8 protein-coding genes, 1 pseudogene and 1 riboswitch are annotated in these 12449 nt (G+C 48.6%); of the genes and pseudogenes, 5 read left to right on the top strand and 4 right to left on the bottom strand.

Going from position 1 to position 12449, the window contains the following annotated elements; all coding sequences use genetic code 11:
* Positions 1-40 precede the first annotated feature (40 nt).
* Complete coding sequence (locus NC981_RS02175) at positions 41-1225, top strand: ATP-binding protein (protein ID WP_348241342.1); 1185 nt, start codon at positions 41-43, stop codon at positions 1223-1225.
* Here the strand turns inward: NC981_RS02175 and NC981_RS02170 are convergent.
* Entirely contained in the window at positions 1222-1572 is a 351-nt protein-coding gene (locus NC981_RS02170) for a metal-sensitive transcriptional regulator (protein WP_190378460.1), read from the bottom strand. The two genes, NC981_RS02175 and NC981_RS02170, sit on opposite strands and share 4 nt — an antisense overlap.
* A 161-nt stretch (positions 1573-1733) precedes the next feature.
* On the opposite strand from NC981_RS02170, the gene NC981_RS02165 reads away from it, so the two are divergent.
* On the top strand, positions 1734-2891 hold the full coding sequence (locus tag NC981_RS02165; protein ID WP_348241341.1) for an HhoA/HhoB/HtrA family serine endopeptidase: 1158 nt from the start codon (positions 1734-1736) through the stop codon (positions 2889-2891).
* Between the two features lie 447 nt (positions 2892-3338).
* On the opposite strand, the gene NC981_RS02160 is transcribed toward NC981_RS02165, so the two are convergent.
* Positions 3339-4295 (bottom strand): ribonuclease Z, encoded by a 957-nt coding sequence (locus NC981_RS02160; RefSeq protein ID WP_348241340.1) that lies wholly within the window; start codon positions 4293-4295, stop codon positions 3339-3341.
* Between the two features lie 120 nt (positions 4296-4415).
* On the opposite strand from NC981_RS02160, the gene sipA reads away from it, so the two are divergent.
* Positions 4416-4631: a regulatory protein SipA gene (gene sipA, locus NC981_RS02155; protein WP_348241339.1), complete on the top strand. Its 216-nt coding sequence runs from the start codon at positions 4416-4418 to the stop codon at positions 4629-4631.
* On the opposite strand, the pseudogene NC981_RS02150 reads toward sipA, so the two are convergent.
* Together NC981_RS02150 and thiC are read right to left on the bottom strand one after the other, a co-directional pair.
* Positions 4623-5186, bottom strand: a pseudogene (locus NC981_RS02150) (hypothetical protein). The gene sipA and the pseudogene NC981_RS02150 sit on opposite strands and share 9 nt — an antisense overlap.
* Before the next feature lie 127 nt (positions 5187-5313).
* Positions 5314-6684, bottom strand: coding sequence for a phosphomethylpyrimidine synthase (gene thiC / locus NC981_RS02145; RefSeq protein ID WP_348241338.1), 1371 nt, complete (start codon positions 6682-6684; stop codon positions 5314-5316).
* Between the two features lie 7 nt (positions 6685-6691).
* Positions 6692-6784, bottom strand: a riboswitch (TPP riboswitch).
* Between the two features lie 276 nt (positions 6785-7060).
* Between thiC and NC981_RS02140 the strand changes: the two genes are divergently transcribed.
* Both NC981_RS02140 and pgmB read left to right on the top strand, forming a co-directional pair.
* Positions 7061-9466 carry a sucrose synthase gene (locus NC981_RS02140; RefSeq protein ID WP_190378876.1) on the top strand — a complete coding sequence of 802 codons (2406 nt, stop codon included), beginning with the start codon at positions 7061-7063 and terminating at the stop codon, positions 9464-9466.
* 30 nt (positions 9467-9496) lie between these two features.
* Entirely contained in the window at positions 9497-12415 is a 2919-nt protein-coding gene (gene pgmB / locus NC981_RS02135) for a beta-phosphoglucomutase (RefSeq protein WP_348241337.1), read from the top strand.
* Positions 12416-12449: the final 34 nt, after the last annotated feature.

Genomic DNA, 12449 nt, shown 5'->3' with positions numbered 1-12449 from the left:
CAATGCTGCCTTTGATCGCTTCCTGAACCGCCCGCATGTTTTGGTTGTCGGACTGACGCTGTGGGATCATTTGCCCTTAATCTTGGATGGACAAGTGATTCCCATTGAGAAGCATCCAGCAACGATCGCGCTTTCCACTCGAACGAAGGGGAAACAGTGTTATGACTTCAAGCGTGAGCATGAAACTCTCATTCTGGAAATTACCTGGTCGTATGTGCATCTCGGGGAGATCGAAACAGAGTCGAATGCCGTTTTAGTGTTGCGAAACGTCACTAGGCAGGTACAAGCAGAGCGAAACTTGCACCAAGTTAATCAAACGTTAGAGCAGCAGGTCGAACAACGAACGCAGCAGCTCAGTGAGGCAAACGATCGCTTACGCTCAGAATCAACTCAACTGCAAGCTTTGCTGAAAGAACTGAGACAAACCCAAGCAGAACTGATTCAAGCGGAAAAGATGTCGAGTTTGGGGCAAATGGTGGCGGGCATTGCTCATGAAATCAATAACCCAGTGAGCTTTATTCATGGCAATCTCACATTTGTCGAAACGTATGCAGAAGATTTACTCAGGCTGCTGTCGGTTTACGAGCAACCCTGCACAAATCCCCATCACGTGCTTCATGTTGCGAAAGAGATTGACTTGAAGTTTCTCAAACTTGACTTTCTACAAATTGTGCAGTCGATGCAAGAGGGTACCGAGCGTATCCGACAGATTGTGGTATCGCTTCGAAATTTTGCAAGGTTAGACGAGGCTGAGCTAAAGTCTGCGGTGGATTTGCATGACGGGTTAGAAAATACCTTGATGATTTTGCAGCACCGTTTGAAGAGTCATCCGCAGATCAAGGTGATTCGCAATTATGGGGAGTTACCTCTAATCGAGTGTTATGCAGGTCAACTGAATCAGGTCTTTTTGAATCTGTTATCGAATGCGAGCGATGCTCTAAACTCAAACGCTTCCGCACCACAATTCATTCAGATTCAGACGACGAACATTGATGCAGATTGGGTACAAATTGAGATTTCAGACACAGGGACAGGAATGAGCGAAGCGGTGCGATCGCAAATCTTCAATCCGTTTTTCACGACCAAACCCGTGGGTGAGGGAACGGGAATGGGATTAGCCATCAGCTATCAGATTGTCACCAAAAATCACGGCGGCAAGATTGAGTGTTTGCAGCTTGAATCTGGGACTAAGTTTGTGGTGCAGTTGCCTTGTTCTCAGACTTAAGGCAAGAAGCGATCGAGCGCGGCTTTGAGTTCTTCGATTTCAGCATCGATATTGCCTTCTTGAGCAGCACGCGCAACACACTGCGACAAATGCTCATCCAAAATCATCCGGGCAACTCGATCGAGTGCACCACGCACCGCAGCAACTTGGATCAACACATCTGGGCAGGGTCGGTCGTCTTGTACCATCGTTTTGATCCCACGAATATGTCCTTCGATGCGGGAGAGGCGATTGATCACACGCCGCACAGATTCTTCACTGTGAACGTGCGGATGAGTTGGATCATGCTCATGATGCTCGTGATTCGGGAGTGGTTCAAGGTCGCGGGGTAAATCAGAAGTAGCCATCGTGTGCGATCGTGCGAAGGGGTGCTACTGATTTTAGTGCTTTATCAGCTGAGGTGTGGAGAATGGTGTGAAATCTCTACCAAGCCGAGTTTTGTTTTCACCCGTAGGATAGGAATAATGGCTACACAAGTGGCTAGAGACAGTTTTACGGATGATGACTTATGCAACGCTTTCAGGTCTCAAATCAGTTCCGCCGACTTCAGTTTGCGATCGTCACGATTGCGATGTTATTTGGCTTGATCTCCTTTCCGCAGTTGGCTTCAGCAGAACCGACGATCGCGCAAGCTCCAAAAGCGATCGAGCGCGGGAGTTTTGTGGCAGAAGCGGTTCAGAAGGTGGGCGCGGCAGTGGTGAGAATCGATACGGAAAAAACGGTGACGCGACGGGCAGACCCAATGTTCGATGATCCAATGTTCCGGCGATTTTTTGGGGAGGATTTTTCGACCGTACCGCGATCGGAAACCTTGCGCGGTCAGGGATCAGGATTTGTGATCGACAAAAGCGGCATCATCTTGACGAATTCTCATGTGGTCAATGGTGCGGATAAAGTGACGGTGACGCTAAAAGATGGGCGCGTGTTTGAAGGCAAGGTGCGCGGTTTTGATGAAGTGACAGATTTGGCGGTTGTCAAAGTTGACGGCAAAGATCTGCCGATTGCATCGCTGGCAGATTCCGATCAGGTACAGGTGGGCGATTGGGCGATCGCGGTTGGCAACCCGCTCGGGCTGGATAACACGGTGACGCTAGGAATTGTAAGTACGCTGCATCGATCGAGCGCTCAAGTGGGTTTAAGCGATAAGCGCTTGGACTTTTTGCAGACGGATGCGGCGATCAATCCGGGGAATTCGGGTGGGCCGTTGTTAAACGATCGCGGTGAAGTGATCGGAATTAACACCGCAATTCGGGCAGATGCAATGGGAATTGGATTTGCGATTCCGATCAATAAAGCGAAGTTGATTAAAGATGCGTTAGCGCGGGGTGAAAAGATTCCACATCCGTATCTGGGCGTTCAGATGACGACTTTAACTCCTGAAATTGCGCGGCAAAACAACACCGATCCGAATTCTGCGTTTGAAGTACCAGAAGTGAATGGTGTGATTGTGGTGCGAGTGTTGCCGAACTCGCCTGCTGCGATCGCGGGTATCCGTCGGGGAGATGTGATTACTTCGATCGGTGATCGATCGATTACTAAGGCAGAACAGCTTCAAGAACTGGTGGAAAATACCAAGCTGGGTCAGACGTTAAAGATGCAGATCCAACGGAATGGACAGGTGCAACAGTTAGCGGTGAAGCCTGCGGAATTGCAGGATGCAAGCTAAGAGATTGTATTGGTCGATGAAGTCCAAGCTTTATTCGGGAAGTAGGTAGAAACATTCGGTGTAATGCTCTTTCAGAGGATGCGATCGATCGCTTTCCGTCTACTTCCCGATTTTGGCAGTTTGGGCTAAAGACATTCTGCATCACTGCTCATTTTTGTCTCAAAGCCAAAAATGGGCATTCTGCTAAGAAACTAACCCCCAGAAGTCGCTTTAGCTAAGGAATGGATCGGAGTTGCACTCGACTCAACCACAAGAGTGGCTCCAAGTTGCTGGGCTTTGCGTTGGAGCTGTCGCAATGCCCGTTAATGCCAGCCTGAGAGCCATCAGCTAGTCCGCGTCATTGGCAGCACACTGCTCGCCGCAGGAGCGATCGTGGGTCTTATTCACGGGCGATTTTTGATGGTCTTGTCTCAAGCCAAATAAGGTGGAGATTTCAAGCACTCCCGCTCAACGTGCGATCGCTTCAGCTTGCTCAATCCGTCTCGGCACTTCATACGTCCAAAAATCTGAAGCGAGTTCAGTATTCGGAAAGATAGCGCGGGCTTCAGCTAGAAGATCTTGAAGCTGAACTGGATTTCCGGGTGCGTATCTGGGGCTGAAGTGCGTCATGATCAGCGTTTTAACTTGTGCAAGTAAGGCAGTTTGCGCCGCCATTGTCGAGGTGGAATGCAGCCTTTGAAACGCCATTTCTGCGTCCTGATGGGCAAAGGTGGCTTCGTGAATCAGTACATCGGCATCTCGCGCCAAGTCGATCGCGTTTTCACAAAAGACGGTATCGGTACAGTAAGCTATTTTGCGACCGATCTCGGTTTCACCACAGAGGGTTTTGCCGTCGATCGTGCGTCCATCGGGTAATATGACGCTTTCTCCCCGCTTCAATTTTCCATAGAGAGGGCCAGACGGAATCCCTAATTCTTTCGCCAGTTCTGCCTTAAAGTGTCCTGGACGGTCTTTCTCAGCCACACGATACCCAAATGCGGGAACGCGATGCTTGAGCAAGCTGCAAGTGACCGTAAATTCTTCATCCTCAAACACCAAACCGGGACTCACCGGATGAAACTTTACCGGATACGAGAAATGCGTCTGTGAGTAGCGCTTACAGGCTTTGAGATATTGGTCTAATTCAGGTGGGCCGTAAATATCGATTTGCTCTGGATTTCCCGCGAGTCCGCAGCTTGCTAGCAGCCCCATCAACCCGAAGATGTGATCGCCGTGAACGTGAGTCACAAAAATTCGGCGAATTTGACTCACTCGTAAATCGCTTCGCAAGAATTGATGTTGCGTTCCTTCGCCACAGTCAAACAGCCACACTTCAGCGCGTTGCGGCAATCGAAGCGCGATCGCAGAAACATTGCGCGATCGAGTGGGAACCCCAGAACTTGTTCCCAAAAATGTGATCTGCAAAGCTAACCCACCTGAACTCAATACACTACCTTCATACTGCCACAGGAATTTGCACGAGACCGAGCGGATCAATCAGAAATCTCAACCAAGTAGAATGAGTTCAAAGTCTGCGATGCTGTGATGATGAAAGAATTTACGATCGGTGAAAAAGTCCGCCTTGTCTCTTTACCGCCCTATCTAAAAACGGCTGAGCCGATGCCGATGCTGCGTCCGGCGGATCTTTTGCAGGTTGGGGACGAAGGAACCGTTCTCGATCGACGACCCGGCGGATATTGGGGGGTTCGGTTTGGCAAGGGCGCATTCTTGCTAGACGATCAGTATCTAGAATCAATCTAGTTCACCGAAGCGGGCGCGATACTGCTGAAGGAGTCGTTCGATCTCTGCTTTTTGCTGTTCAGCTTGTTCTGCCCGTTGTCGCTCCTGTTCTGCTCGTTGCTGCTCGTTGGCCAACTGCTGACTGATTTCAGCGAACGAAAGAAAGCGATTTCCGTCTGGATGCTACAACTCTAATTCTTCTGCTAAGTTGAAGCGAATGCCCAGGCGAGGACTAATCCAGCCGTTCATTTCTTCGATGCTGTCGAGTCCAGTATCCGACCGGTGCCATCCACTCAGTTCAATGCGGTCGGGGTCGTAAATGTAATACTCTTCAACGCCGTAGCGATCGTAAAACAGCAGTTTGCGAGCGGTGCAAACGGTGTTGTTGCCTTTGATCGGATACCACAACAAATCACCTGCAACAAACACATTCGGCTCGTCTGCGAACAACCATTCTAGATTCTGTTCGATGACAACAATCCAGCGGAATTGCTTGGTATTATCTGCCACTGGCTTGCCATCGCTCGCCGGATAAAACACTTCAGAAGAAATTAGCGCTTGTTGCTGCGGTGTCATGCTGAACCTCCTGATTGCAACCGTTTCGCTTAATCTACCGTAGAACTATTGAACTATTCTGTAAGAACAAAAAATCCCGCTTCGGTTCAAGAAAGCGGGATGACAAATGAAGTGTCAGACGATCGGGTTAAACAGACTGCTTTTCTCTAGTCAGGAACTTCTCAAGCTCGGTTAGCGCATCGGCATCGACTTTGGTTTGCATCGGGCAGAATTTAGGACCACACATCGAGCAGAATTCTGCGGTCTTGTAGATATCGGCTGGTAGCGTTTCGTCGTGGTATTCTTTGGCGCGTTCTGGATCGAGCGAGAGTTCAAACTGTCGGTTCCAGTCAAAGTTGTACCGCGCTGCCGAGAGTTCGTCGTCGCGATCGCGGGCCCCTGGTCGGTGTCGTGCGATGTCGGCGGCGTGGGCTGCAATTTTGTAAGCAATCAAACCGTTGCGAACATCTTCTGCGTTCGGTAAGCCTAAATGCTCTTTTGGGGTGACGTAGCACAGCATTGCGGTGCCGTACCAGCCAGCCATCGCAGCCCCGATCGCTGAAGTGATGTGGTCATATCCTGGTGCAATGTCAGTTACGAGCGGGCCTAACACATAGAACGGTGCTTCGGAACACTCTTCCATTTGTTTGCGAACATTAAATTCGATTTGATCCATCGGAACGTGTCCGGGGCCTTCGACCATCACTTGGACATCATGTTCCCAAGCTCTACGAGTCAGTTGACCCAGGGTTTTGAGTTCTGAAAGTTGCGCTTCGTCGGAGGCATCGTGAGTACAACCCGGACGGAGAGAATCGCCTAAGCTGAAAGATACATCGTACTTCTTGAAGATTTCGATGATGTCGTCGAAGTGGGTATAGAGCGGATTTTGCTTGTGATGGTGCAGCATCCAACGGGCAATGATCCCGCCACCCCGCGAAACAATTCCAGTAATCCGAGAGCGCACAAGTGGCAGGTATTCGATCAGCAATCCAGCGTGAATCGTCATGTAATCGACCCCTTGCTGGGCGTGTTTCTCGATCACATGGAGGAAATCATCGGGGGTTAGACTTTCCAAATTGCCATGTACGCTTTCGAGAACTTGATAGATTGGCACAGTGCCGATCGGTACTGGAGAAGCGTTAATAATCGCCGTCCGAATTTCATCCAGGTTGCCGCCACCCGTGGACAAGTCCATTACGGTATCCGCGCCGTATTTCACTGCCAGATTGAGCTTGGCAATTTCTTCGCTCATATCAGAAGAATTCGGTGATGCGCCGAGATTGGCATTCACTTTGCACTTGGAAGCAATCCCGATCGCCATCGGTTCTAGATTTGGGTGATTGATATTCGCTGGAATGATCATCCGACCCCGCGCCACTTCATCGCGAATCAGTTCGATCGGGAGGTTTTCGCGCTGGGCGACATAGTGCATTTCCTCGGTGATTACACCTTTTCGGGCATAGTGCATCTGAGAGACGTTGCTCTGCCCGCGACGCTTGGCAATCCAATCTGTCCGCATAAATTTTTCCTCTGATAGTTAGCTTCCCTTCGCTGGCATTACCCAGTCTCAGGTTCTAAGAGTTTGTTCTCAGCCCAAGTGGGCACCCCTAGCTTGATTGCTTATCGTATCAGGTTGACGACAAAAATTCTTAATTTGTACAGTTCGTTTCTCTATCGAAAAGATTGATGTCGAAGTGCGATCGATGGTAAAGCTAGCATTCGTTTGAGTTAAAGCATCTCTATCAATAGCTAGGTGAGTTTTCTTGATCAAGATTCTATAAGTAGGCTAGGTGAGTTGTGGCTTGATGGCAATGCAGTAATGGGAGTCGCACTTTTTCGTCCATCGAGTTGCAAATGGAATGAGTCAAACTCTAGACGCTTGGTGGAACGTTCCTATGAATCAACTGATTACAGCAATTTTACAAAATCCCGAAGAAAAAGCAGCGCTTCAGCAGCTTGTGGATCGTTTGAGCCGATCGGAGCAGCGCTATTTCCTCAAAAACGAGATTCTCCAAGCCTTTTTTGAATATTGTCACGAAACGCAAAAGCCTGCTCATTTCTTACATTCTTCGCACATTGCCCACTTGATTCAATACAGCCACGAACTGTTATTAGAAAGCGATCGTATTTGGTTAGTCCTGCGTCCGTGGGTTGCCAGTCAACAGATTTGGGCGATCAATTCAGCCCTGACAGAATGCACCGAGATGCCTCCGAAAGAGATGCTGGAAGCTCGCGATCGATTTGTCGGTCATGCTCAACCAAATTTGTTTGAAATCGACGTTACGCCGTTTTATGAAGGCAGTCCGACGATCGATGATCCGCGCAACATTGGGCAAGGACTTGCTTTTCTCAATCGCTACTTATCCAGTCAAGTTTTAGACGATCGAGAGTATTGGTTTAATCTGTTATTCGATGTGTTGCATCGGCATGAGTACGAAGGCATTCAGCTATTGATCAATGATCGCATTCAGTCCGGTGAACATTTAGCGCAGCAGGTTCGACAAGCAATTCAAATTCTGCGATCGCGTCCTGCTGATGAACCCTATCAAAATATTCACCCAGAGTTACAGCCGCTTGGATTTGAGCCAGGATGGGGCAACACCGCAGAACGAGCGCGCCAAACGTTGGAACTATTGGATCAGTTGATCATCATGCCACAGAGCGCGATTTTAGAGGCATTTGTGGATCGATTCCCCTCAGTGTTTCGAGTCGTCTCCGTGTCGATTCATGGTTGGGTGGGACAAGAAGACTTAGGGCGACCGGAAACATTGGGGCAAGTCGCTTATGTGTTGGATCAAGCCCGATCGCTCGATCGCCAATTGCAAGAGAACATTGAACTCACTGGGTTGAAGATGCTAAACATCCAGCCGCAGGTCATTGTCTTAACGCGATTGATTCCAAACTGTGAAGGAACTCACTGTGCATTGCCTTTAGAGAAGATTGATGGCACTGAAAATGCCTGGATTCTGCGGGTTCCGTTTCGGACATTTAACCCGAAAATTACTGATAATTGGATTTCTAAGTTTCAGATTTGGGGCTATTTGGAGAGCTATGCGATCGACGCTCAAGCTCAGTTACTCAAGCAACTTGGGGATAAACCAGATTTAATCATTGGTAACTATAGTGATGGAAATTTAGTTGCTTCACTCATGGCGCGGCAGCTTAAGGTAACGCATTGCAATATTGCTCACTCGCTCGAGAAGCCGAAGCATTTATTTAGTAATCTTTACTGGCAAGAATTAGAGCCGCAATATCATTTTTCGGCACAATTCACCGCAGATTTGATCAGTATGAATGCGGCAGATTTTATTGTGACTTCCTCGTATCAAGAAATTGTCGGTTCTCCCGATACGTTTGGGCAGTACGAATCCTACAAATGTTTCACAATGCCGCAGCTTTATCATGTGATCAACGGCATTGAACTGTTTAATCCGAAATTTAATCGAGTTCCGCCGGGAGTCGATGAGCGGGTGTTTTTCCCGTACACCGAAACGCGATCGCGCTTCTCCATCGATCGGGTTAATCACCTATTATTCGACGAGCAAGAAGACGCATACATCTTTGGCAAACTCGCCGATCCACAGCGTCGTCCACTTCTCGCGGTTGCACCCCTAACGGCGGTGAAAAATTTATGTGGGCTAGTGGAATGCTTTGGGCGCAGTGATTTACACCAGCGTTGTAATTTAATTCTCGTTACTAATAATCTTCATATTAGAGATGCCATTAATGATCATGAAGCCGAAGAGATCGAGAAGTTGCATCGATTAATCGATCATTACCAATTGCACGAACACATTCGCTGGATTGGTAAACGCCTTTCCAATCCTGATCTCGGAGAAATGTATCGCTGCATTGCCGATCGTCAGGGAATTTTCGTTCACTTTGCTCGATTTGAAGCATTTGGTCGCGTATTGCTCGAAGCGATGATTTCTGGATTACCTGCATTTGTAACCGAGTTTGGGGGAACGACTGAGATCATTGAAAACGACAAGTATGGAGTTTTGATTAACCCGACTGATCTCCAAGGTTCAGCGCGTAAGATCTTAGAGTTTCTCGATCGTGCAGACGCTGATCCAAATTATTGGCAGTCTATGTCAGATCGAAGTATCCAGCGGATTCATGATGAGTACAATTGGCAACATCACACGCAGCAACTTTTACTTCTAACTAAACTTTATAGTTTCTGGAATTATGTCCATCGCGAAAGTCGAGAATCGCTGTTACACTATCTCGACGCTTTGTTCCACCTGATCTACAAACCTAGAGCCGAACTGATTCTGGAACAACACCAAAAACAATAACCCCTGAACATTCTCGCGGAGTTTTGCCCCATGACTCAGACCGATCGCTCCCCTTTGATTTATACCGACTGGACAGTCATCGAAACTCAATTCGATCCAAAGCTGACTAACACCCGTGAAACGATTTTTACGATCGGCAATGGTTATCTTGGCACTCGCGGCAGCTTTGAGGAAGGATTTTCTCGCTCCCAACCGGCGACGCTGATTCATGGGGTGTATGACGATGTTCCGGTGGTTTACACCGAGCTTGTAAACTGTCCCGACTGGTTGCCATTGTTGATGATTGTGGATGGAGAGCGCTTTCGGCTCGATCAAGGTGAGATTCTGAGCTATGAGCGTCAGCTTGATGTCAAGCGAGCGGTGTTGAGTCGATCGATCAAGTGGCGCAGTCCAAGCGGGAAAACGATTTCACTACACTTTGAGCGGTTCGCAAGTTTGGCAGATGAGCATATTGTCGGATTGCGCTGTCAGATTACCACGGAGCAAGACACCAACATTGAAGTTCAAGCCAGCATCAATGGTTATCCAGAGAACCAGGGCTTTAACCATTGGGAACAACTAGGACAAGGTAAAACAGAGCATGGAGTCTGGCTACAAGTCCGCACCCGCACTTCGCATATTGAACTTGCGATGGCTTCGAGTTTGTCGTTAGATGGTGCAGAAGGGACAGTACAGACAACTAATGTTCCGGGCTATCCAACCTTAACCACAACCTTTGTGGCTCTGGGTGGAAAAACCATTACGATCGAAAACCTGATCACCATCTACACTTCCCGCGACGCTGAAGCTCCGGTGAAAGCTGCACAAACAAGGCTTGCCACATTAACTAACTATCAAACCTTATTTGATGCTCATGCCCAAAGTTGGGCAGAAGCTTGGCAACAAAGCGACATTGTCATCGAAGGCGATCTTCGCGCTCAGTTCGCTGTGCGCTACAACTTGTTCCAATTACTGATTGCGGCGGCACGACACAACGATCGTGTCAGCATCCCAGCAAAAACGCTTTCTGGATTTGGCTATCGCGGTCACGTCTTCTGGGACACTGAGATCTTTATTCTGCCGTTCTTTACCTTCACGCAGCCGCACCTAGCGCGAAATCTACTCAGCTATCGATACCACACGATCGAGGGCGCACGTCGCAAAGCTGCTTACTATGGCTACAAAGGTGCGATGTACGCTTGGGAAAGTGCAGATACCGGAGATGAAGTTACGCCACGCTGGGCATTACCGAAAGATCCTTACGGTGAAGACATTCGGATTTGGTGTCGCGATCGTGAAATTCACATTAGCGCCGATATTGCCTACGCTGCATGGTACTACTGGCAAGCTACTAATGATGATGAATGGATGCGCGATTATGGCTGTGAGATCATCTTAGATACGGCTGTATTTTGGATGAGTCGAACCGAATGGAGTACGCAGCATGAACGCTTCGAGATCCGTGAGGTGATTGGTGCAGACGAATATCACGAACACGTTGATAATAATGCGTTCACCAATCGCATGGCGCAGTGGCATCTAGAAAAAGCAATTTATATCTATGATTGGTTGAATAAATGTTATCCCGATCGCTTGGAAGACTTGTGCGATCGCTTAAAAATCACGCCAGAACGTCGATCGCGTTGGCAAGACATTGCTAACAATATGTGGATTCCTTATCATTCATCGGGATTGATCGAACAATGCGAAGGCTTCTTCAAGCTCAAAGATATCAATCTGCAAGACTATGAACCGCGCAGCAAATCAATGCAGGAGATTCTAGGAATTGCAGGTGCAGACAAAGCGCAAGTTCTCAAGCAGCCGGATGTATTGATGCTGCTGTATCTGATGCGGCAATCACAAGAGTTTCCTTACTCACAGGAATCTTTAGAAGCAAACTGGAACTACTACGCGCCTCGCACTGATATCACTTATGGATCATCCTTAGGCCCTGCCATTCATGCAATTCTGGCATCGGATCTCAACAAAACGATCGAAGCCTACGATCGCTTCATGCAAGCCGTATTAGTTGACCTCGAAGACACACGCGGCAATGCACATGACGGCATTCACGGTGCATCCGCAGGCGGCATCTGGCAAGCCGTTGTTCTCGGATTCGGCGGTATCCAATTTGGCGATGAACCCTTTGCCCATCCGCATCTCCCCCCTGGTTGGACGCGGCTCAAATTCCGCCTACACTGGCGGGGCAAATGGCACGAATTCGATCTCAAAGCAGAACCCAAACCTTCTAAACCGATCATGACTTCTTCGATTCCTTCTTCCAACATTCAAGGCGCAATCTTCGATCTCGATGGTGTCATTACCGACACGGCAGAATATCATTACCGCTCTTGGCAACGGCTTGCCGACGAAGAGGGGATTCCCTTCGATCGTCAGGCGAACGAAGCCCTGCGCGGTGTATCTCGGCGTGAATCTTTAATGAAAATCATCAGTGGTCGCTCTTTCAGCGAAGAACAAATTCAGCAAATGATGGAGCGCAAAAATCAATACTATGTTGACTCTATCCAAGCCTTTTCACCCAATGATCTGCTACCGGGAGCGCTGAAATTACTGAAAGAATTGAAACAAGCAGGAATTAGAATTGCACTGGGATCAGGCAGTAAAAATGCGCGTCCGGTGCTGGAAAAACTTGGCATTGCTGACCAGTTTGACGCGATCGCAGATGGATATAGTGTCGATCGAGCAAAACCCGCTCCGGATCTGTTCCTCTTTGCCGCAAAAGAACTCGGACTCCCTCCAGAACAATGCGTTGTGTTTGAAGATGCCGAAGCCGGAGTGGAAGCCGCTTTAGCTGGAAATATGTGGGCAGTGGGATTAGGCCCGGTTGAGCGCGTGGGTGAAGCCCATATCGCTCTCCCAAGCTTAGCAGAGGTACATTGGGCAGATTTACTCGCTCAGTTGCAGCAGATTGCAAAAGAAGGCGGTAGGAAAGCAGAATTAATTCGCTAGTTAGGTGTTCTAGCGATCGGAGATTTACTCTTTG

The organism is Leptolyngbya sp. DQ-M1 (genome assembly GCF_039962505.1).
Classification (GTDB): domain Bacteria; phylum Cyanobacteriota; class Cyanobacteriia; order Leptolyngbyales; family Leptolyngbyaceae; genus Leptolyngbya.
This window is presented reverse-complemented; position numbering and strand designations above follow the sequence as displayed.